Here is a 19,754-nt window from a genome sequence, read left to right on the forward strand (position 1 = left end):
TAACCACCCATCCGCCCGGTTCATGCCAACAGTGCGGGCAACTCAGGCCGTTGAGGCCACCACGGAGAACCGCTCGCCGTTCGCCGGCACCCCGACGCCACGCCAGGTGAACGGCAGGCCACGCGCGGTGTCCAGATTCGGCCCGTCCATCAGTTGGAAGTGCAGGTGGGGCTCGGTGGAGTTGCCCGAGTTGCCGCAGCGGGCGAGCTGTTGGCCGGCGACGACCCGGTCGCCAGGCCGCACGGTGAGCGAACCCCGGCGCAGGTGCGCGTACATGGCGTAGACGCCGTCGCCGAGGTCCAGCACGAGGTGGTTGCCGACCACCCGGCCAGCTCCCGCCGTGTCGCGGAACAGCCCCTCGACGAACAGGTAGAGCAGGGCCGGGTACGAGTTGCGGCTGAGGTGGTCCCGGTGCCGGTCGGTGGCGTGCACGACGGTGGCGTCGGCGACCGCGAACAGCGGCTGCTCGAAGGCGGGGAAGTCGCGGTTGGGGCGGGCCGGGGGCCACCAGCCGAAGGCGGGGCCCGGACGGTCCTCGGGGGCGGCCGTGATGTCGATGGCGTGCGACTGGCCGTAGGCGCTGGTGCCGTGGCTCGGCACCTTGTCGGCCGGGCTGTTGAGGGCCCGCCAGCCGCCGACGACGGGCGGCGCGACCTCGACGGGCGCGGGCCCGGCCTCCGCGTCCGACGGGGCACCGTCGCGGGCGGCGGTCACCGGGCGGTTGACCAGTTCGGCGGCGATCCCGGCCAGGATGGCGCCGGCGATCAGCAGCCAGCCCCAGAGCATGGTGAAGTCCCACCAGAAGCCGGCGATCAGCTGGACGAGGAAGGCCGCCATCAGGGAACGGCGGAGTATCGAGAGCCACATGAGCATGGAGGTCTCCTGAGGTCGGTGGCGTGTGGCCGTGGGCGGGGCCGGTCAGGGCTGGGCGGTGGCGAGGGCGACCAGCAGCGGGACCACCCGCCCAGGCGGCACCTCGTAGCGGCCCCTGGCCGCGGCGTGCAGCCAGCCGGCGGAGGTCAACTGCCGCAGGTGGTGGTAGATCTGGCCGGTGGTGCCGAGGTCGTCGAGCGCCGCGAGCTCGGCGGCGGTGCGCCGGCCGCCGAGGATCTCGCGCAGCAGGCGCAGCCGCACGGCGTGGCCGAGCGCGGCGAAGGACTCCGCGGCGTCCGACCAGTCGCGGTCGAACAGCTGCTCGGCCGTCAGCCCGTCCTGCCAGTGGAACAGCTCGCCGGCCGGCAGCCGGACGGAGCCGGTGAACAGCACTCCCCCGGCGTCGGCGCCCGCCTCGGCAAGCCGCGCCCGCAGCCCTTCGAGTGCCCAGAAGTCGCCCTCGGCGGCCGGCGCCACCACCTCCCGGTCGCCGGCCCGCTCGAGCGCCGCGAGACGGCGCTCGAGCTCGGCGACCCGTTCTTCGAGATCCATGATGACGAATATACGTAACTACGTAACCAGCAGGCAAGGGGGGTGGCCCGCGGCCCGGCTCAGCCCCCGGCCCGCCCAGCGGCGAGCAGCCTGGCCACGGCCTCGGTGGTCGCCGGGTGCCCGGTCAGCAGGGCGCCGACCTCGCCGGACGGCGCCGCCGCACGCCGCCAGCCGGCGTCGTGGCCGAGGAGCGCGGCCACCGCGTCGCAGGTGTCGGTGGCGGCGGCCAGCAGCTCGGCCACCGGCGCTGCCGGCCCTGGCCCGGCCGGCGCCACCGCCGCCCGCTCCCCCGACCACGGCGGCACCCAGCCGTCCAGGGCCGGCAGCGAGGCGGGGAAGGTGCGGCCCGCCTCGCGGACCAGCGTCGGCAGCAGCCCACCGCCGTCGGCGCGCAGCGTGGTGATCAGCTTCGGCAGCCAGGGCAGCAGCACCCGGTCGGGCAGGTCGGCGAACGCCCTGGACAACACCTCGACCACGAACGGCGCCAGCGTGGGCACCGACTCCAACGCCTGCACGAAGCCGCTCAGATAGCGCGGGAAGGCCGGGATCACCAGCGGGTTGGCCAGCAGTTCGGCGGCGCGCGCCCGCAGCTCGTCCAGGGTCAGCAGCCCGAGCCTCGACTTGGCCGCCCAGAGCAGCGCGACCTTCTCCGGCGCCTCGGGGTGCGCCTGGCGGACCGCGAGTTCGAGCTGGGTGTGGTCGCAGCCGAGCGACAGCGCCAGGCTCTCCATGCCGAAGAGGAACCCGAACATGGCGCCCACCTGGCGCACCCCGGTGTCCTCGTCGGCGAAGGCGGTGGGCAGCAGGGTGCAGTAGTGGGCGTAGCCGGCCGTCACGAACGCCTCGCACCAGCGCGGCAGTTCGGGCTCGACGGCGTGGTAGTGGGCCAACAGCCGCCGGATCTGGCGCAGCACCAGGGGCGCGTGGTCCACGGTGCGCTCGGCGGCCAGCAGCTCCACGGCGCGCGCCCCGAGCTCCTCGGCGAGCCGACCGCCGCCCAGGTAGAGGATGGCCTCCTCGACGCCCTCCAACACGGCCGCCGCGGTGGCGTGCTGCGCCCACGCGTCCCGGCGCAGCCGCTGTTCGAGGACCTGCTCGATGGAGACGCCCTCGTAGCCGAGCTCGACGATGGCCCGCTGGTTGCGGCCGATGTCCAGGTCCCAGCTCTCCTGGATGGAGCGCTCGCCGAGCCGGCGCGCACCCATCACGGGGCGGGCGACGTCGCCGAGCAGGCGGCGCAGCACCCACAGCAGGTCGGAGCAGGCCCGCAGTTCGGGGTCGGCCTCCAGGTCGAGCAGCGCCCGCTGCTTGGTGCGGGCGGTGAGACTCACCCCGAGCGGCGCCAGCCGGTCGAGCACGTCCCGCGCCAGCGGTGGCAGCGCCGCGTATCCCACGGAGCCGACGCGGTCGCCGCCGAGCAGGATCTCGCACAGCCGGCGGACGTCCCGCCGGCCGGGCACGGTGTCCTTCTCGATGCAGGTGACCGCGGCGTCCTCGAAGTCGTAGGGGGTGGGCCGGTCGCGGCCGCGCATGCCGGCGAGCAGGATCGAGGTCTCGTAGACGGCGATGGCGTCCGCGGTGCTGGCGAGATAGCCGTTGCGGCGGGCCAGCCGGACGATGTCCACGCACCAGCCGAGCAGTTCCTCCTCGTCGAGGCCGTCCGGTGGGGGCGGGGTACCGAGGAAGCCGGAGAGCCGGTCGGCGGACGGCTCGGGGCCGGCCGGCCGGGTGGCGCGCCCGCGCGCCGACCGGCCGCCTGACCTGGCGCCCGCCGACGTGGCGCCGCCCGCCTTCTGGCCCCGGAGCCGGAACGGGGTGACCCGGTGGCTGCTCAGCGCCCGGTCCCAGGCGGCGGCCGCGATGGACACCGCGCCCTGGGCCAGGCCGAACTGCGCCTCGATGGCGGAGTGGCTCGACGGGATGAGCCCGTACCTCCAGGAGGTGGCGGTGCGCGGGCTGATCTCGTACGGCGGGGCCTCGGCGGCGAGCCCGAACTCCGCGACGCGGCTGGCGGCGTGGAAGGCGCCGCAGACGTAGACGCAGCCCTCCGGGTCGGCGCCCGAGGCGGCCAGGTGCTCGCGGATCCTGGTCCACATGTAGCGCTCGCGGTCCTCGTCCCTGGCGTCGTGCTCTGGCCGCTCGGGGCCCAGCCGCCGGAACAGGCTCCCGATCATCACCATGACCTGGCGGTAGGTGTCGTGGTCGGCGCCGGCCAACGGCCGCTCCACGTACTGGTCCCACCACTCCGACCAGTGCCGCACCCTGCCGTGGTGCAGCAGGTGCGCCTCCAGCTCCTCGAAGCGGGGCCGCAGGTCGCCGATCTCGATGCCGACCGCGTCGCCGTGCAGGCCCGCCTCGTCCCGCGGCTCGGGCGACGGCGCCCCCTCGGCCCCGTTCTCCCCCTGCTCGGCGGTCGCCTCGTTCGCCCGGTCCTCGCGCAGCCACTGGAAGACGTGGTCGGTGGAGCGGTCGACGAGGACCAGCTCCACGCCCGGGGTCTGAAGGGCGTAGGCGATGGCCTGGTACTCGGCGGACGCCTCGGTGACGGGGGCGACGACGCTGAGCGGGGACCAACCGGGCGGGAAGCCGTCGAGCTCGGTGGCGAACGCCTGGAGCGCCACGGGGAGCCGGCAGTTGCGCAGCTCGTCGACGAGCGGCCGCAGGTCCTCGCAGAGCTCCAGGTAGATGACGGTCGGCCGCTTGTCGCGCAGCCGCCTGGCCATGGCGAGCGCCGAGGCCGGCGAGTGGTGGCAGACCGGGAAGATCTCGAGACGCTCGCGCAGCGCGCGGTCGACGTCGTCGACCATGCCGGCGAGTATCTCGGGCACCGCGGCGGAGTCGCCGGCGAACTCGTCGGCGGCGGCGAGCAGTTGCTCGCGGAGCGCGGCGAAGGGGCCGGCCGGCGGCGCCACCTCGCCCGCCTCGGGTGTCGACATGTCGTCACTCATGACAGGGTGGTGATCGCGTCGCGGCCGCCCTCGAGGAACTCCTGCCAGGGCCCGCCCTCGTCCTTCTTGGCGCGCGACTCCACGACGCCGTGCCAGAACTTGTTGAGGATGGCGAGGTCCTCGGGGGTGCGCCTGGCCAGCGAGCCGACCAGCGAGCCGGCGAGGGTGCGGGCGCCCAGCGTGCGGTCGCCGAAGAACTGGCTGTGCAGGATGGCGTCCTCCAGCACGCCGATGCCCTCGGCGGTGGAGAGCGACGACTCGAGGCGCTGGTCGTCGCTGGTGGCCGAGGCGGCCGCGGCGCGCAGGTCGGCGAAGCTCTGCAGCAGGATGTCGAGGAGCGAGGGCGGCACCTCGAGCTCCATCCGGTGCCTGCGCAGCAGCTCGCTGGTGCGGAACCTGACGATCTCGGCCTCGCTTCGCTTGTTGGTGACCACCGGGATGCGGACGAAGTTGAACCGGCGCTTCAGCGCGGACGACAGGTCGTTGACGCCGCGGTCGCGGCTGTTGGCGGTGGCGATCACGGAGAAGCCCGGCTTGGCGAAGACGACGTTGTCGCCGTTGTGGTCGTCGAGTTCGGGGATGGACACGTACTTCTCGGAGAGGATGGAGATCAGCGCGTCCTGGACATCGCTCGTGGACCTGGTCAGCTCCTCGAAGCGGCCGATCACGCCGCGCTCCATGGCGGTCATGATCGGCGAGGGGATCAGCGACTCCCTGGACTGGCCCTTGGCGATCACCATCGAGACGTTCCACGAGTACTTGACGTGGTCCTCGGTGGTGCCGGCGGTGCCCTGCACGACCAGCGTCGAGTTGCGGCTGATGGCCGCGGACAGCAGCTCGGCCAGCCAGCTCTTGCCGGTGCCCGGGTCGCCGATGAGCAGCAGCCCGCGGTCCGAGGCGAGGGTCACGATGGCGCGCTCGACGAAGCCGCGGTCGCCGAACCACTTCTGCGGGATCTCCCGGTCGAGGCCGTCGGCGCGCTCGGAGCCGAGCACGAACAGCCGGACCATCCGGGGGCTGAGCCGCCAGGAGAAGGGCTTGGGGCCGTCGTCGACGGACTCCAGCCAGTCGAGCTCCTCGGCGTACTTCACCTCGGCGGGGGCGCGCAGCAGCGGGGTGTCGGTCATGAGTGGTCTCTCCAGGAGTGGTTGTCAGGCGAGGAAGTTCTTGAGCTCGAACACGAGCTTGCGGATGTGCCCCGAGATCACCGGGGTGCCGAGGGCCTTGAGCCGCTCGCGGAACCAGGGGTCGACGCTGGCGTGCCCCGAGCTGTTCACCGAGCCGACCGGGATGACCTTGACGCCCGAGCGGTGCAGGGACTCGAAGTCGGTCATCAGGGACCGGTTGTCGTAGAAGTCGGAGATCCAGACCAGCACGGTGTCGCGTGGCTCGGCGATCTTGGGGCGGACCCTGGTCATGGCGACCGTGCCGTCGGTGCCGCCGCCCAGCGTGGTGCGCAGCAGCGTCTCGAACGGGTCGTGGACCCAGGGCGTGAGGTCGATGGCGCGGGTGTCGTAGGCGACGAGGTGGACGTCGACCTTGGGCAGCCCCGCGAAGATCGAGGCCAGGATGGTGCAGTTGACCATCGAGTCGACCATCGACCCCGACTGGTCGACCACCACGATCATCCGGGCCGGCGTGGTGCGCTTGGCGGTGTGCCGGTAGAAGAGCCGGTCCACGTAGAGCCGTTGGTCCTCCGGGCTCCAGTTGGTGAGGTTCTTCCAGATGGTGCGGTCGATGTCCAGGTTGCGGAAGACCCGCTTGGGCGGCACGGACCGGTCGACGACGCCCGCGCTGGTCTGCCGCACCTGGGTGCGGAGCACCTCGGCGACCTGGTCGACGAAGGAGCGGATCAGGGCCTTGGCGTTGGCCAGCGCGACGCCCGAGAGGTTGGCCTTGTCGCGCAGCAGCTGCTCGATCAGCGACATGCTGGGGGTCAGCTGCCTGGCCAGGGCGGAGTCGGCCAGCACCTCGCGCAGCCGCATCCGGGAGACGAGGTCGGCCTCCAGGTTCGCCAGGGTGCCGGAGAGTTCGCCGCCGGCCTCCTGGCCCATGCCGCGCCGGCACCAGCCGGCGTCGCGTTGCCAGTCGGCCAGCTGCTCGGCCGTGACGTCGCCGGTGCCGGTGGCGAACACGTTGAGCAGCAGCTTGGAGAGCAGGGCGGCCCGGCGCGCCTGTTCGCGGGGGTCCTCCTCGGCCGGGGCCCGGTCGCCGCCCTCGGTGGGGGACGTCAGGTTCTGGAACTCGCCGGCCAGCTCGGGGAAGCGCTGCACCAGGTTGTCCACCGAGACGGCGGGGTCGAGCAGGCCGGGGGGCAGCCCCAGGTCCTGGACGACGGCGACGCTGGCGGATTCGAGCGCCGGCTGTTCCTCGTGGTCGAAGAGGCGGGAGAGGAGGCGCCAGTAGAGCACCTGGCGGCGGTTCTGGTACGGCTGTGCGCCGTCGGTTCCGGTCATTTCCGCAGCAGCCGTCCGGCTCGTTCGCGGAGCACGGTGACCGGGTCGCCGGCCCGTGCCTCCGCCTTCGCGATCTTCTGGTCGGTGACGCCCAGGGCCCAGTCGCCGTTGTGCGCCTCGGCCGGCTTGCGCTTGACCGTCGCCTGGAGCGCGAGCGGCTGGAGCAGCCAGCGGTCGCCTTCCAGCCTGAGCAGCCCGACGCAGGCCGTGGAGGACCGGACCAACTGGGGGGTGAGCGGCCCGCAGGCCGGCAGCCGGTGGGGGGCGATCTCCAGGGCGACGCCGTCGAGTTCGAGCGTGGCGCCGTCGGAGTCGTAGCCCTCGACGAGCACGGGCTCGGCGATCAGCACCGGGTGCCGGTCGAGGGGCGGGACGGGCGCGGCGGTGGCCTGGGGCAGCAGGACCCGGGCGGTGGCGAAGGGGTCGGCGGGCTCGCCGACGGTGGCCCGCTCCTCGTCCCAGACCAGGTCGCCGCCCGGCAGCAGCGGCAGCTCGGTGATCTCCAGGGCGCGGCGCTCGGCCAGCGCGGTGAGCAGTTTCTGGTGGTGCTGGAGCAGCCGCCAGACGGCGGGCCCGGTGATGGTGTCGACCTTCCCGGCGCCGACCGCGGCGCGGACCAGGCGGGGCGGCGCGCCGCCGGCGGGCTCCAGGACGGCGTGCACCTGGACCTGGAAGGCGGTGCCGTGCTCGTGCGCGTCGGCGCCGAGGATCAGCAGCCGGCCGGAGACCGGTTCCGGGTCGGTGGCCTGGCCGCCGCCCTGGGCGAGGAGCAGGGCGCGCGACCAGAGGTCGGCCCAGCGCCTGGCGGGCAGCACGTCGAGCGCGGCGACCGGGGAGGCGGCGCGCAGCTCGGCGGCCAGGCCGTCGACCAGCACCGCGAGCCGGCGGTGGGCCGGGTCGGCGAGCAGGGCCTCGACGGTCTGGTCGACGGCGGAGACCAGGTCGTGGCCCACGCCGCGCCAGCCGGCGATGGCCAGCTCGCGGAGCCAGGAGCGGCGCCCGGCCAGCGGCCCGGCGGCGGGCGGCTCGTCGGCCACCGGCCGGGACCACTCAGCCCTGGCGCGGCCGAGCGCCGGGTCGAGCGCGGCGAGCCGGGCGCCGGTCACGGCGCCGAACAGCGCGGTGCGGGCGCCGGCCAGGGTGGCCAGGTGCTCGTCCGTGACGGAGCCGGCGGCGATCTTCTCGACGGCCTCGGCGAGCGCGGGCCCGAGCGGGGTGGCGGCGAAGGCGCCGGCCAGCTCGGTGAGCGCGGCGAGGCGCTCGGCGCCGAGCCTGGCGAGGCCGTCGCCGAGGGCCTCGTCGAGGCCGGCCACCAGGTCGAGGGCGGCGGCGGCCCCGGCGGGCTCGGCCGCCCGCAGTTCGGTGAGCTGGACTCCCCGCATCAGCGCACCGCTTCCGGGGCCGGGAACCAGTGCAGCTCGGGTATCGGCGCCCGGTGGTCGGGCAGCTCCAGATAGGCCAGGTGGCGCAGGAACCGGCTGAACACGGCGGCCGCCGGGGCCGCCTCCCGCCCGCCGGTCAGGCCGGCGAGCAGGTCGCCTTCGGCGCCCACCTCGGCGTGCAGATAGCGGGCGACGCGGTCGACGCCGTACTGGAGCACGGCCTCGTCGGCCAGCGCCCGCAGGTGCTTGCACGGCCGCGCCCCGAGGCCGCCGCACGGCCGGTTGTTGTTGGTGCTGCAGCTGAGGCCGTGGCTGCGGGCGGCGATCGAGGCGACGTAGACCCGCGCCGGGTCGGAACCGCTCGACACCACCCCCTGCAGCCGCCCCTCGGCCAGCTCGACGAAGGGCACCTTCGCCAACTTCCGTGGTCGCACGGGCTCCACCACCCGCACCGTGCTGCCGCGCTCCCACGCGGCTCGCTCCGTGTCCGCCTCGTTCACGACCATCGATCTCCAGCCTGGCGCGCCCGCGCCGTCGCCCATGCGTGTGAGTGCCGACGCGAGGTCTCGTCCGCCGCGTCGATCTTGGGAAACAGCATGGCGGAGGGCACTGACAATCCCTCAGGACGCGATGATCAGCCGCTCTCCCCATCATCGGATGGTTCGATTCATCACAGAATCATGCTTTTCATGGCCGATGATGCGTTATTGACACCAGCTCGGTAATTGTCCCTAATGGAACGGAGCGGCCCCGCCACTCGACAGCCAAGGAGCCCCCGTGACGAGCTCGTCCGTGATCGCCGAAGGCGCCGCCCCCACCACCGACACCGCCCGCGTCCCAGCCGACTTCATCGGCCTGACCAACTCCCTCTGCGACGCCCAGGCCCTGCTCACCGCCCTGGAGCTCGACCTGTTCGGCACACTCGCCACCGGTCCCGCCGACCTCGAATACCTCCGTGCGGCGCTCGGCCTGCACGGCCGCGGCATGGCCGACTGGCTCGACCTCCTGGTCCACAACGGCATGCTGGAACGGCACGGCGACGGTTACCGCAACGCCCCGGTGGCCGACCGCTATCTGGTCCGCGGCGGCGCCCACTACACAGGGGACGTGCTGCTCCGGCGGATGTTCCCGGCCCTGCTCGACCTCACCGAGTCGCTGCGCACCGGCACCCCGCACGGCAGCGACGAGTTCACGGACACGGTCAGCCGCCTCGACATGGTCCGCCAGTTCGCCGACCAGATGGACTTCATCACCGACCCGCTCGTCGGGCCGCTCCTCGCCGCCTACGACGGCTGGGGCCGGCACCGGTCGGTGCTCGACGTGGGCGGCTGCCGTGGCGGCCTGCTCTCCCGGCTGCTGGCCGCCCACCCCCACCTCACCGGCCAGGTGTTCGACCTGCCCATGATGGCGCCGCTGGCCGCCGAGCAGGCCGCAGCCCGCGGGCTGCGGGGCCGGCTGTCCTTCCACGCGGGGAACTTCTTCACCGACCCGCTGCCCGCGGCCGATGTCGTGGTCATGGGGCACACCCTGGTCAACTGGCCTGCCGAGCGGCGGGCCTTCCTGCTGCGCGCGCTCCACGAGAGCGTCAACCCCGGCGGCGTGCTGCTCGTCTACGACCGGATGCTCACCGGGGCGCTCGACGAGGCGGAGCGCCACAACCTCCGGATCAGCCTCTCCATGCTGGTACTGACCAGGGGCGGCTCCGGCTACCCCCTGGAGGAGTTGCGCGCACACGCCACCGCGGCCGGCTTCGCCTCGGTGGCCCACCGGCCACTCGGCGAGCACGACACGCTGGCCGTCTGCCGGAAGGCGCCCTCGCCGAACGACACGTCCTCGAACGGCCCCGCCCCCGGCTCAGCCGCCGGCGGGGCTCACGGGCAGCTGAACGACGACGTCGAGGCCGCCGTCGGGCAGCGGCGTCAGGCACAGCGTCCCGTGGTGGGCGGTGACGACCGCCTGGACGATGGACAGGCCGAGACCTGATCCGGCCTCGCTGTGGACGCGGGCGCCCTCACCGCGGACGAAGGGTTCGAGCAGGCGGTCGGCCGTGCCGGGGGCGATGACCTGACCGGTGTTGACGACGCGCAGCCGGGAGCGGCCGGCCCGGCTCGTGCCGGTGCTGACCTCGACCCGACCGCCCGGGTGGTTGTGGCGGACGGCGTTGCCGATCAGGTTCCCCGCCATCCGCTCCAGCAGCACGGAGCGCCCGGTGACCGGCGCCGGGCCGAGCGCGGTCTCCACGGCGAGGGCGCCGGCCGGGACCTCGGGCGCGGCGGCCGCCACGGCGTCGGCCGCGATCCCGGCGAGGTCCGCCGGCCCGCCCGGGCCGCCGGCGCCGGCCTGGCTGCGGGCCAGCAGGAGCAGCCCGTCCAGGGTGTGCTGGCTGCGCGCCGCGGCGTCCCGCACGTCGTGGGCCATGGCGACGAGGTCGTCCGGGTCCGGCCGGCCGTCGAGCGTGACGTCGACGGCGGTGCGGATCGTGGCCAGCGGCGTGCGCAGTTCGTGCGCGGCGTTGGCGGTGAACAGGCGCTGACCGTGCAGGCCGTGTTGGATGCGGTCCAGCATGCCGTTGACGGTGGTGGCCAGCGCGGCGAGCTCGTCGGCCGGCGCGGCCACCGGAACCCGCTCGGAGAGGTTGTCGGCCGACAGCCGTTGCGCGGTGGCCGCGATGGCGCGGACCGGCCGCAGGATCCGCCCGGCCAGCCACCAGCCGAGGACGGCGGCCAGCAGGGTCACCACCGCGAGGGCGATGGCGGCCTGGGTGAGGAACGAGGAGAGCGCCAGCCGCCGCAGGCGCTCTCCCGTGTCGAGCAGCTGGTCGGGCAGGGAGGGCGCGGGCGGCACGTCGCCCCCCGAGGTGAGGCGCACGACGCCCATCCGGGGGCCGAGGTGCCCCCGCATCAACAGGTAGGTCAGGCCGGTCAGGACCAGGCCGGCGGCCAGCACCAGGGCGGTGAGGAGGAGGGTGAGCCGGCCGCGGGCCGTCAGCTGGTGCCGGGGCACGGTGTCACGTCCTGACGCGGTAGCCGGCGCCGGTGACGGTGTCGATCAGCGGCGGGTCGTCCAGCTTGCGGCGCAGCGTGCCGACGGTGATGCGGACGGCGTTGGTGAACGGGTCGGCGTGCTCGTCCCAGACCTTCTCCAGCAGCGTCTCGGCGCTGACCACGTCGCCGCGGGCGGCGAGCAGTTCGTGGAGCACCCCGAACTCCTTGGGCGTCAGGTGCAGCGCCCGGCCGGCGCGCTCGGCCAGCCGCCTGGCCGGGTCGAGCACCACGTCGGCGGCGCGCAGCACCGGCGGCCTGGCCGGGGCGCTGCGCCGCGACAACGCCCAGACGCGGGCGACGAGTTCGGAGAACGCGAACGGCTTGCTCAGGTAGTCGTCGGCGCCGAGGGTCAGGCCGGCGACCCGGTCCTCCACCGAGTCGGCGGCGGTGAGCATGAGGACACGATGCCTCCCGTCCCCGGCGAGGCGCCGGCACACCGTGTCCCCATGCACCACGGGCAGGTCCCGGTCGAGCACGACCACGTCGTACGGCGTGTGGGCGCACTTCTCGAGCGCCGACCCGCCGTCGCCCGCGAGGTCGACGGCGAAGCCGTGCTTCCGCAGGCCGGCCGCCACGTACTTCGCCAGTGGTTGTTCGTCCTCGACCAGCAGTACCCGCATGCCCGCAGTCTGCCGACGCCGACCTATGGACCGCGTATGGAGCGACGATCGGGAGCCGAGCGGCGCGCCCCGGTAGAAGTGCGGAACGCAGTGACTCCGCCCCCTCCGTGAAGGGTGACCTCCTCATGACCACGACCCGCCGCGCCGTCCTCGGCGCCCTCGGCGTCTCCTTCGCCGCCACCGGCGCGACGCTGGCCGGAACCGGGACCGCCCGGGCCGGGAGCGCCGAGGCCGCCCGGGCCACGTCCGGCCGCGTCCCGCCCGAACTACGGCCGGGTGGCGCGTTCGACGCGTTCCTCGCGGCGGAGGCCGAACAGGGCCGGTTCTCCGGCAGCGTGCTGCTGACCCACCACGGGCGGCAGGTGCTGGCCCGCTCGCACGGCATGGCCGACCGCGACCGGTCGCTGCCCAACGGCCCCGACACGCTCTTCTCGTTGGCCTCCGTGACCAAGCTGTTCACCGCCGTCGCCGTGACCCAGCTCGCCCAGCGCGGCGAGGTGCGGTACCAGGCGACCGTCGGCACCTACCTCGACGGCTTCCCCGCCGAGGTCGCCGACCAGGTGACCGTCCACCACCTGCTCACCCACACCTCGGGCCTCGGCGACACCTTCCGGATGCCGGGGTTCCAGGAGGAGTCGGCCACCTGGGACAGCGTGGCGGAGGTGATGGCGGGCTTCGGCAGGTTCGTCAGGGCGGACCGGCCGGCGTTCCCGCCGGGCGCCGGGTTCGCCTACAGCAACACCGGCTACCACGTGCTCGGCGAGATCGTCGCGGCCGTCGCGGGCCGGCCGTACCACGACCACGTCAGGGAGCACGTCTTCCGGGCGGCCGGGATGACCGACTCGGACTTCTACACCAGGACCCAGTGGCGCGACGACCGCCGCATCGCCCACCCGTACGCCGTCACGGAGACGGGCGAGCGGGAGGACGTCATCGAGCAGCGGCTGTTCGTCGGCACCCCGGCCGGCGACGCCTTCGCGAGCTGCGCCGGCCTCGACCGGTTCGCGCGGGCCCTGACCGGCGGGCAGCTCCTCGACCCGGCGTTCGTGGGGATCACGCTCGGCGGGAAGGTGCCGCCCGCCGCGCCGCGGGGCGCGCCGGGCAACGGCGGCGGCGAAGGACCGCGCCGGACGCTGTTCCAGGCGTACGGCCCGATGGTCGCGTTGGAGCGCGGCCAGTGGGCGGTCGGGCACACCGGCGGGTCCCGGGGCATCGCGACCAGCGTGGAGCTCTTCCCCGACACCGGCTGGGTCGCGGTGGTCCTCGCCAACTACGACACCCCGCAGGGCGTCCTGCCGGCCGTCCCCGACCGGGCCCGCGAGCTGATCCTCGCCGCGGGCGCCTGAGCCGGACGCCCGAGCCGGGCGCCCGAGCCGGCCGGTGGGACCGGCCGGTGGGACGGCTACGGCGTCGTGCCCGGCGCCCGCTGGCGGCGGGGGCCGGGCGCCGGCCGGTGGCGGCCGAGGAGTTCGGCCAGGCCACGGCGGGTGGCGGCCACCACCACCCGGTCCTGGGGGCGCAGCACATAGCCGGGGTGCAGCTCCCACAGCAGCCTGGCCGGCCCGCCACGATCCTCGTCGGGCGAACGGCCCGTCAGGTCGGCCTGCCGGTCGGCCGGGGCCGTGGTGTCCAGCGCGATCACCCGCCAGGCGCCTGGCCGGTTGGCCTCGGCCAGGGTGCGGCCCTCGAACTCCGCGTGCCCCTCGACCTCGATGGCGGCGAAGAGCAGCACCCGCCGCTCGACCGGCATCGCGCCGAGGATCTGGCGGCCCATCATGGCGCCGGCGAAGGCGGGCGCGGCGAGCGAGGAGACGCTGCGGCTACGGGTGAGGGCGTTCGGGTGCGCGGTGCGCAGGGTGCGGTAGACGGCGGTGGCGAAGTCGTCGTCGTAGAGCCGCAGCGCCACCCGCAGCTCGGGGCGGATGGTGCGGGCGTAGAGCGCCGCCTCCAGGTTGGTGGTGTCGGAGCTGGTGAGCGCCAGCAGGGCGCCGGCCCGGTCGACCTTGGCGGCCTCCAGCACGCCCTCCTGGGTGACGTCGCCGAGCACCACCGGGACCCGCAGCCGCCGGGCCAGCGCCACGCCGCGCGCCTCCGGGTCCTCCTCCACGCAGACCACCGGGATGCCGAGCTCCCTCAGCCGGCCGAGGACCCGGGTGCCGATCTTGCCGAGGCCGAGCAGCACCACGTGCCCGGAGAGGCCGCGCGGCGGGCGGCGCAGCGCGCCGCTGCCCCGGAAGGCGCCGAGCGCCTCGAGGGCGCCGGCCACCAGGATGGGCAGCAGGGCCAACCCGACGAGCCCGGAGAGCAGTTGCAGGACCTGCCGCGACACCGGCTGCCCGATGGCCGGTTCGTTGATGGAGAACAGGTCGAGGACGATCAGATAGGTGGCGTGCAGCGGTTCGTCGCCCGTGGTGAACAGGGCGGTGACGGCCAGCCCGAAGACGGCGATGCAGACGCCGAGGAGCGCCCAGCGCAGCCGGCGGGAGAAGATCTCGGCCAGCCGGGCGGCCGGCGCCACGGTCCTGGTGGGCCGCGCCCCGGAGTGGGCCACGGTCTCCAGCACCATGGTGCCGCGCCCGGTGGCCGCGGCGACCGTCTCCTCGTCGGGCAGCAGCTGCGGGGCCCGGGCGCCGCTGTTGTCGGAACCCTCGTCGCCCGCCGGGTCGTTGGTGGTGGAGGAGAGCAGCGCCAGGGTGCAGAGCCCCGGGTGGGCGATCTCGCCCGGGCCCGGCGGGGTGCGCTCCACGGCCCTCAGCAGCAGCCCGTCCGTCTCGACGATCTTGCTGGTGCCGGCGATGGCGGTGGCGGCGAGCGCCGGGGCCGCGGTGTCGGCGTCGGAGAGCACGGTGGTCGCGGCGTCGACGTCGGCGCGGTCGCCCTCCGGCATGGTCACGGCGGCGGCCTGGTCGAGGAGGCGCGCGAGGTGGTCGCCCAGCTTGCGGTTGTAGAGCCGGATCACCAGCCGGAGCCGGGGGTTGAGGCGGCGGGCGGCGAGCGCGACCCGGATGTTGGCCTCGTCGTCCTCGTAGACCAGGGCAAGCGCGGTGGCCTGCTCGGCGCCGGCCCGGCGCAGCACCTCCTCGGTGGCCTCCGGGGCGGTCAACTCCTCGATGGGCAGCCGGAGCTCGCCGCTGGTGTCGTCGAGGCGGCGGGCGAAGACGCCGCTGTCCTCGGGGTCGGCGGGCGGCGCCGGGCGGGTGACGGCTGCGGTCACCCGGCGGAGCAGGGCGGCCGCCCTGGCCCGGCCGGGCGAGACGGAAGGCGCGCCGTCCGCGCCGGGGGCCGGCGGCACGACCAGGGTGACCCGCTCCCGGTAGACGTCGTGCAACTCGGCGGCCAGCCGGGCGGCCAGCGCGTCGTCGCCGCAGACGATCATGTGCCCTGGCGCGCCGTCGCGCCGGTTCTGCTGGGGAAGTGACGTCACGGGTCCCAGTCTCCCCCGACGCCCCGTCGGATTCCCAACTTCCTTGCGGCGGCGTGTTCTTGGCCGGGTGTCGGCCGGGCCCCGATCCGGCGCGGCGCGCCGTCGGGCCGTGCAAAGGCTGCCGTTCCCCGGCCCGGGTCCGTACGCTGACCGACACGGAGAGCCGTGGACCGAACCAGGGAGGACAGCCCGGTGAGGATGCTGATCAACGAGCCCGAGCGGGTCGTCGGGGACGCGCTGCGCGGGATGGCGGCCGCGCATCCCGAGCTGGCGGTCGACGAGGAGAACCGGCTGATCGTGCGGCGGGACGCGCCGGTGGCGGGCAAGGTCGGCCTGGTGTCGGGCGGCGGCTCGGGGCACGAGCCGCTGCATGGCGGCTTCGTGGGCCCCGGCATGCTGGACGCCGCCTGTCCAGGCGAGGTGTTCACCTCGCCGGTGCCCGACCAGATGACCAGGGCGGCCGCGGCGGTCGACGGCGGGGCGGGCGTGCTGTTCGTCGTCAAGAACTACACGGGCGACGTCCTCAACTTCGACATGGCGGCCGAGCTCGCCGAGGACGACGGCGTCGAGGTCGCCAGGGTGCTGGTGCAGGACGACGTGGCGGTCACCGACAGCCTGTACACGGCGGGCCGGCGCGGCACCGGCGGGACGCTGTTCGTCGAGAAGCTGGCCGGGGCGGCCGCCGAGGCCGGCGCCCCGCTGGCCAGGGTGGAGGCCGTCGCCCGGCAGGCGTCCGAGGCGTCCCGCAGCTTCGGGGTGGCGCTCGGCGCGCCCACCACCCCGGCCAAGGGCAGCCCGACCTTCGACCTGCCGGCCAGCGAGCTCGAGCTGGGCATCGGCATCCACGGCGAGCCCGGGCGCGAGCGGCGGCCCGTGATGACGTCGGCGGAGATCGCCGACGTCACGGTGGACGCGCTGCTCACCGACCGGATGCCCACAGGCCCGGTGCTGCTGCTGGTCAACGGCATGGGGGCGACGCCGCTGCTGGAGCTGTACGGGTTCAACGCCGAGGTGCGGCGGGCGCTCGCCGAGCGCCGGGTCGAGGTGGCGCGTACCCTCGTCGGCAACTATGTGACCTCGCTCGACATGGCGGGCTGTTCGGTGACGCTGTGCCAGGTGGACGAGGAGCTGTTGCGGCTGTGGGACGCGCCGGTGAGTACGCCGGGGCTGCGCTGGGGCCGTTGAGCCCGGCACGTCGTTCGAGGGAGCGGTGGGAGGAGCACGAGTGGCGCAGCGGGACGCGGAGTTCATCCGGCGTTGGCTCGAGGCGGCGGCGGAGGCCGTCGCGCGGGACGCCGGCCGGTTGACCGAGCTCGACTCGGCCATCGGCGACGCCGATCACGGCAGCAACATGCGGCGCGGCTTCGTGGCGGTCGTCGCCACGCTCGCCGAGGAGCCACCCGCCGATCCGGGCGGCACCCTGCGGGTGGCGGGCCGCACCCTGATCTCGAAGGTGGGCGGCGCGGCCGGCCCGCTCTACGGCACGCTGCTGCGGAGCGCGGGCAAGGCGCTCGGGGACGACCAGGTGGTCGACGACGAGCGGCTGGCCGAGGCGCTGCGCGCCGGCGTGGACGGGGTGGTGAGCCTGGGCGGCGCGGCGGTCGGCGACAAGACGATGGTGGACGCGCTGCTGCCGGCGGTCACCGCGCTGCCCGACTACCCGGCGGCCAGGCAGGCGGCCGAGGAGGGCGCGGCGGCCACCGTGCCGCTGCGGGCCCGCAAGGGCCGCGCGAGCTATCTGGGCGCGCGCAGCATGGGGCATCTGGACCCGGGCGCCGCGTCCTCGGCGCTGCTGATCGGGGCGCTCGCCGACGCGGCGGCGGCCGGCGCGGAGGCGGGCGATGGCTGAGCGGGTGGTGGCTGAGCGGGCGGTGGTGGGGATCGTGCTGGTGTCGCACAGCGCGGAGGTCGCCGAGGCGGTGGCGCGGCTGGCGGCCGGTCTGGCCGGCGGCGGCGAGCTGGCGCCGACGGCGGCGGCCGGCGGCCAGCGCGTCGGCGGCTTCGGAACGAGCTCCGAGCTGATCGCCGAGGCCGCGCGCCGGGTGGACCGGGGCGCCGGGGTGGCGGTCCTCGCGGACCTGGGCAGCGCGGTGCTGACCGTCCAGGCGATGCTGGCGGAGGGCGAGGAACTGCCGCGCGACACCCGGCTGGTGGACGCGCCGTTCGTGGAGGGCGCGGTGGCCGCGCTCGTGACCGCCTCGGCCGGCGGCGACCTGGCCGCGGTGGCGGCCGCCGCCGGCGAGGCGTACACCTTCCGGAAGACCTGAGCCGCCGCGGGCGGAGGCCGCACCGTCAGTCGTCAGCCGCCGTCAGTCGTCGGCGGCCGGCGCGGCGGCCGGCTCGAACCAGGTGGGCCCGTCCGACAGGGCCAGCTTGATCCGGGTCAGCTCGTGCTCGCGCAGCGGCGGCAGGGCGTCCAGGCCGAACCAGCCGACCTCGAGGGACTCGTCGTCGTTGACCCGGGCCTCGCCGCCCAGCGCGCGGCAGCGCAGCGTGATGTCGAGGTACTGGCAGCGGTCCCCGTTGGGGTACCGCACGGGGTCGCCGGTGTGCACCAGCAGGACCCGCTCGGCCACGCAGCGCACGGCGGTCTCCTCGTACACCTCGCGGACCGCCGTCTCGGCCGGCTGCTCGCCCAGCTCGGGGATGCCGGCGATCAGCGCCCACTGGCCGTTGTCGGCGCGCCGGCCGAGCAGCACCTGCCCGTCGTCGTCCAGCACGACGGCGGTGACGCCGGGGAGGAAGAGCAGCCGGTTGCCGATGTCGACGCGGAGCTCGCGGATGAAGTCGGGGGTCGTCATGGCACGAGCCTAGGCCTGGGGCGCGGCGCGGTGGCCATGGTCGCGATCAGGCGCCCCTCGGGGTAGGCGAGTGTCACCCCGGGAAGCGTGGCGGGGCGGGTGCTGGCGAAGACCTCGAGCGTGCCGCCCGGCTCGGCGCCCGGCGCCGGGGTGAGCCCGGCGCGGCGCAGCGCCTGGGCGGCGACGGCGTCCGCCGAGCCGATCAGGGCGACCTCGGCGCCGGTGACGGCGGTGACGTGCCGGCGGATCCGGTCGGCGACCAACTCGTAGTGGGTGCAGCCGAGGACCACGGTGCGGGTCTCCGGCGGGGTGAGCGCCGCAGCGGCCTTGACGGCGGCCTCGACGGCCTCGTCGTCGGCGCGCTCGACGGCGTCGGCCAGGCCGTGGCACGGCACCCCGACGGCCGGGACGCCGGCGGCGTAGCGGCGCAGCAGGTCGTGCTGGTACTCGCTCTCGGTGGCGGCCTGGGTGGCCCAGACCGCGAGCGGCCGGCCGGAGGCGGCGGCCGGCTTGATCGCCGGCACGGTGCCGACCACGGGCACCGCGGGTTCGAGCTCGGCGCGCAGCTCCGGCAGCGCGCTGACCGTCGCCGTGTTGCAGGCGACGATCAGCGCGTCGGGCGGGGTGACGACGGCGGCCCGGGCGAGGGCCAGCGTCCTGGCGGTGATGTCCGCCGGGGTGCGCGGGCCCCAGGGCATGCCGTCGGGGTCGTTCGAGATCACCAGCGAGGCGTCGGGCCGCAGCCGCCGGACGGCGGCCGCGGCGGCCAACAGGCCGATGCCCGAGTCGACCAGTGCGATGCGCACCGACGTCACTTGCGCCCCGGGGTCCACTGCATGCCGAAGCCGTACGCGTGGTCGACGGTGCGCTGCGGGCTGACGCCGCGGTCCGGCACCAGGTAGCGGGCCTCGCGGCGGACGACGAGTTCGCCGCCCTGGTTGGTGAGTTCGGCGAGCACGCAGACCGGGGAGGCGACGGTGCACTCGTCGAGCGTGAAGTCGACCGGCGCGCCGCGCTCGGGGGTGAGGGTGACGGTGGCGGCGATGCCCTGGAAGCTGGCCGCGCCGGAGTAGACCGTCACGAAGATCACCACGCGGCGCAGGTCCTGCGCGTGGTCCAGGTTGATCGTCAGGTTCTCGCCGCTGGCGACGGCGCCGGTGCGGTCGTCGCCGTCCAGGTGGATGTAGGGCGGCTGGTGGAGCGAGCCGAACGCGTTGCCCAGGGCCTGGACGACGCCCTTGCGGCCGTCGCTGAGCTCGAAGAGGGCGCCCAGGTCGAGGTCGAGGCCGCCGCCCATGGCCTTGGTCAGCCGCTCCCGCCAACCGCCGCCGCCACCACTCTGCTGCTGGCCGCCGCGCTGCTGCCAGTTGAGGTTGATCAGCATCTGGCCCGAGGTGGCACCCTGCTTGGCTAGCGAGATCGTCGGCGAGGCCTTGGTGAGGGTGATCTTGCTGAGGTTGACTCCTGCGCCGCCGGCCGGCGCGGGCGCGGCGGGCGCGGCGGGCGGCGCGGCCGGGGTGGCCTGCTGCGGCGGGAAGGACGCGGTGGCGGCGGGCGCGCCGTAGGGCGAGGGCGGCATGCCGGCGGGCGCGGGAAGTCGGAGGCCAAGCGGTCTTAGGAAGACAAATATGTCTGGCAACTCCTTGGCTCACAG

Annotated in this window: 16 protein-coding genes and 2 pseudogenes; 5 read left to right on the top strand and 13 right to left on the bottom strand. The window is 74.8% G+C overall.

Going from position 1 to position 19,754, the window contains the following annotated elements; genetic code table 11:
- Positions 1–42: 42 nt before the first annotated feature.
- The 7 genes from ACYVPE_RS25365 to ACYVPE_RS25395 are packed head-to-tail and all read right to left on the bottom strand — an operon-like array spanning position 43 to position 8,717.
- On the bottom strand, positions 43–873 hold the full coding sequence (locus ACYVPE_RS25365; protein WP_461036022.1) for a M23 family metallopeptidase: 831 nt from the start codon (positions 871–873) through the stop codon (positions 43–45).
- Positions 874–918: 45 nt separating this feature from the next.
- Entirely contained in the window at positions 919–1,425 is a 507-nt protein-coding gene (locus ACYVPE_RS25370) for an ArsR/SmtB family transcription factor (protein WP_461036023.1), read from the bottom strand.
- 59 nt (positions 1,426–1,484) lie between these two features.
- Positions 1,485–4,373 (bottom strand): DUF5682 family protein, encoded by a 2,889-nt coding sequence (locus ACYVPE_RS25375; protein WP_461036024.1) that lies wholly within the window; start codon positions 4,371–4,373, stop codon positions 1,485–1,487.
- Entirely contained in the window at positions 4,370–5,500 is a 1,131-nt protein-coding gene (locus ACYVPE_RS25380) for an ATP-binding protein (RefSeq protein WP_461036025.1), read from the bottom strand. The genes ACYVPE_RS25375 and ACYVPE_RS25380 overlap by 4 nt, the downstream gene beginning before the upstream one ends.
- Positions 5,501–5,524: 24 nt before the next feature.
- Positions 5,525–6,829, bottom strand: a complete 1,305-nt coding sequence (locus tag ACYVPE_RS25385; RefSeq protein WP_461036026.1) for a VWA domain-containing protein — start codon at positions 6,827–6,829, stop codon at positions 5,525–5,527.
- Positions 6,826–8,211, bottom strand: a complete 1,386-nt coding sequence (locus tag ACYVPE_RS25390; RefSeq protein WP_461036027.1) for a serine/threonine-protein kinase — start codon at positions 8,209–8,211, stop codon at positions 6,826–6,828. The genes ACYVPE_RS25385 and ACYVPE_RS25390 overlap by 4 nt, the downstream gene beginning before the upstream one ends.
- Entirely contained in the window at positions 8,211–8,717 is a 507-nt protein-coding gene (locus ACYVPE_RS25395) for a hypothetical protein (RefSeq protein WP_461036028.1), read from the bottom strand. The genes ACYVPE_RS25390 and ACYVPE_RS25395 overlap by 1 nt, the downstream gene beginning before the upstream one ends.
- Positions 8,718–9,003: 286 nt before the next feature.
- Between ACYVPE_RS25395 and ACYVPE_RS25400 the strand changes: the two are divergent.
- Positions 9,004–9,951 (top strand): annotated as a pseudogene (locus ACYVPE_RS25400) (methyltransferase); the annotation flags it as partial.
- 114 nt (positions 9,952–10,065) lie between these two features.
- Here the strand turns inward: ACYVPE_RS25400 and ACYVPE_RS25405 are convergent.
- Together ACYVPE_RS25405 and ACYVPE_RS25410 are read right to left on the bottom strand one after the other, a co-directional pair.
- Positions 10,066–11,214 (bottom strand): sensor histidine kinase, encoded by a 1,149-nt coding sequence (locus ACYVPE_RS25405; protein WP_461036029.1) that lies wholly within the window; start codon positions 11,212–11,214, stop codon positions 10,066–10,068.
- Positions 11,215–11,218: 4 nt separating this feature from the next.
- A complete protein-coding gene (locus ACYVPE_RS25410; RefSeq protein ID WP_461036030.1) occupies positions 11,219–11,875 on the bottom strand; it encodes a response regulator transcription factor in 657 nt (218 codons plus the stop codon).
- 125 nt (positions 11,876–12,000) lie between these two features.
- Here ACYVPE_RS25410 and ACYVPE_RS25415 point away from each other — a divergent pair, with 125 nt between their 5' ends.
- A complete protein-coding gene (locus tag ACYVPE_RS25415; protein WP_461036031.1) occupies positions 12,001–13,221 on the top strand; it encodes a serine hydrolase domain-containing protein in 1,221 nt (406 codons plus the stop codon).
- 56 nt (positions 13,222–13,277) lie between these two features.
- On the opposite strand, the gene ACYVPE_RS25420 is transcribed toward ACYVPE_RS25415, so the two are convergent.
- Positions 13,278–15,251 (bottom strand): NAD-binding protein, encoded by a 1,974-nt coding sequence (locus tag ACYVPE_RS25420; RefSeq protein WP_461036037.1) that lies wholly within the window; start codon positions 15,249–15,251, stop codon positions 13,278–13,280.
- Between the two features lie 240 nt (positions 15,252–15,491).
- Between ACYVPE_RS25420 and dhaK the strand changes: the two genes are divergently transcribed.
- Genes dhaK through ACYVPE_RS25435 form a run of 3 tightly spaced genes read left to right on the top strand, consistent with a single transcriptional unit; the run spans position 15,492 to position 17,566 of the window.
- Entirely contained in the window at positions 15,492–16,484 is a 993-nt protein-coding gene (gene dhaK / locus ACYVPE_RS25425; protein WP_461036038.1) for a dihydroxyacetone kinase subunit DhaK, read from the top strand.
- A gap of 40 nt (positions 16,485–16,524) precedes the next feature.
- On the top strand, positions 16,525–17,148 hold the full coding sequence (gene dhaL / locus ACYVPE_RS25430; protein ID WP_461036032.1) for a dihydroxyacetone kinase subunit DhaL: 624 nt from the start codon (positions 16,525–16,527) through the stop codon (positions 17,146–17,148).
- Complete coding sequence (locus ACYVPE_RS25435) at positions 17,141–17,566, top strand: PTS-dependent dihydroxyacetone kinase phosphotransferase subunit DhaM (RefSeq protein WP_461036033.1); 426 nt, start codon at positions 17,141–17,143, stop codon at positions 17,564–17,566. The genes dhaL and ACYVPE_RS25435 overlap by 8 nt, the downstream gene beginning before the upstream one ends.
- Positions 17,567–17,608: 42 nt before the next feature.
- Here ACYVPE_RS25435 and ACYVPE_RS25440 read toward each other — a convergent pair whose 3' ends face one another.
- The 3 genes and pseudogenes from ACYVPE_RS25440 to ACYVPE_RS25450 form a co-directional block, all read right to left on the bottom strand.
- Positions 17,609–18,100 carry an NUDIX hydrolase gene (locus tag ACYVPE_RS25440; RefSeq protein ID WP_461036034.1) on the bottom strand — a complete coding sequence of 164 codons (492 nt, stop codon included), beginning with the start codon at positions 18,098–18,100 and terminating at the stop codon, positions 17,609–17,611.
- Complete coding sequence (locus ACYVPE_RS25445; RefSeq protein ID WP_461036035.1) at positions 18,097–18,906, bottom strand: glutamate racemase; 810 nt, start codon at positions 18,904–18,906, stop codon at positions 18,097–18,099. The genes ACYVPE_RS25440 and ACYVPE_RS25445 overlap by 4 nt, the downstream gene beginning before the upstream one ends.
- Positions 18,907–18,911: 5 nt before the next feature.
- Positions 18,912–19,694: pseudogene (locus ACYVPE_RS25450) on the bottom strand (TerD family protein); the annotation flags it as partial.
- Positions 19,695–19,754: the final 60 nt, after the last annotated feature.

Source organism: Streptomyces mayteni (assembly GCF_054783955.1).